The following is a 1202-nucleotide window of genomic DNA, read 5'->3' as shown; positions in this document are numbered from 1 at the left end:
CGAGGCCGGCGATGACCACGCCGGCCAGCGCGGCGGTGACGGTCTCGGGCCGCACCATCGCGGCGCCCACGGCGTACGTGCCGAGCAGGGCGGCCATGGTGAGCCGCTCGCGGGCCAGGAGCGGATCGTCGATGAGCGCGGCGCCGATGCCGACGGCCACCGCGAGCAGGCCGGCGATGAGGACCGGCGACCACCACGGCAGCGCCAGCGCGGCGGGCATGGACAGCCCGGCCAGCGACAGGGCGACGAAGCCGACGCGGGCGTCGTTCGGCTCGGGGAGCAGGATCACCGCCGCGGCCGCCGCGAGCAGCAGCGTGGCCGGCACCTGCCAGCCGAACGGCGCGGTGGCGCTGGCCCGGTCCGTCCAGCCGGCCAGGTCGGCGACGCCCCACGGCGTGCCGGCCCGGATGACGTTGGCCGCCTCCAGGACCGCCACGGACGCGGTGACGGCGGCGATGATGCCGCCGAGGATGGCGGCCCCGAGCCGGGGGCCGCGCTGCCAGTCCAGCGGCAGCAGGTTCACCACGACGGACAGCAGCACGACCATGGCCGTGATGAGCACGAGGTCGATGCCGGGCGCGGCGAGCCCGACGAGGGCGGCGACGGCCCAGGCGAGGCCGGCCGTCGCGCCGGCCGCGCCGAGGTTCACCCCGTCGAGGGTCCGGTCGCGGCGCTGGAAGCGGGGCGGCGCGACGACGTGGTCGCCGGTCGCGGCCCGGGCGAACGCGCCGACCGCCGACGGGGCCATCCGCGCCGCCGCGAACAGGGTCTGGTTGCCGCCGTCGTCGACGGTCACCTCGAACACCCGCGCGCTCATCGACGCGATCGCGGAGGCGAGCAGCAGGATGGCGAGCGGCACGTTGAGGTTGGTCAGGCCGAGCAGCTTGACGGTGTACACGAGGCCCAGCAGGGCGACGGCGACCGCGCCGCCGGCCGTGATCGTGCGGGGCGTTTCGCCGGCGAGCTGCGCGAGCGCCGCGGCGGCGACGCTGACCGCGACGGCGAACAGGCCGACCGCCACCCGCGCGGGCGCGTCGACCTCCAGCAGGGACGCCAGGGCGTACACGGCGACGGGCAGGGAGACGGTCGCGCCGCCGCCGGCCAGGTCGCCGACCCGGTCGGCGTAGGGACCCGCCCAGCCGGGCCGGGTGTGCGCCAGCACGGCGACGGCCGCCCCCGCGGCCGCGCCCAGCGCGAACGTG

General features: G+C 78.0%; 1 pseudogene. It reads right to left on the bottom strand.

Annotated elements, in window-relative coordinates:
* Positions 1-1202 (bottom strand): annotated as a pseudogene (locus ABD211_RS33075) (hypothetical protein); the annotation flags it as partial.

This window comes from Luedemannella flava, assembly GCF_039528515.1.
GTDB classification, from domain to species: Bacteria; Actinomycetota; Actinomycetes; order Mycobacteriales; family Micromonosporaceae; genus Luedemannella; species Luedemannella flava.
This window is presented reverse-complemented; position numbering and strand designations above follow the sequence as displayed.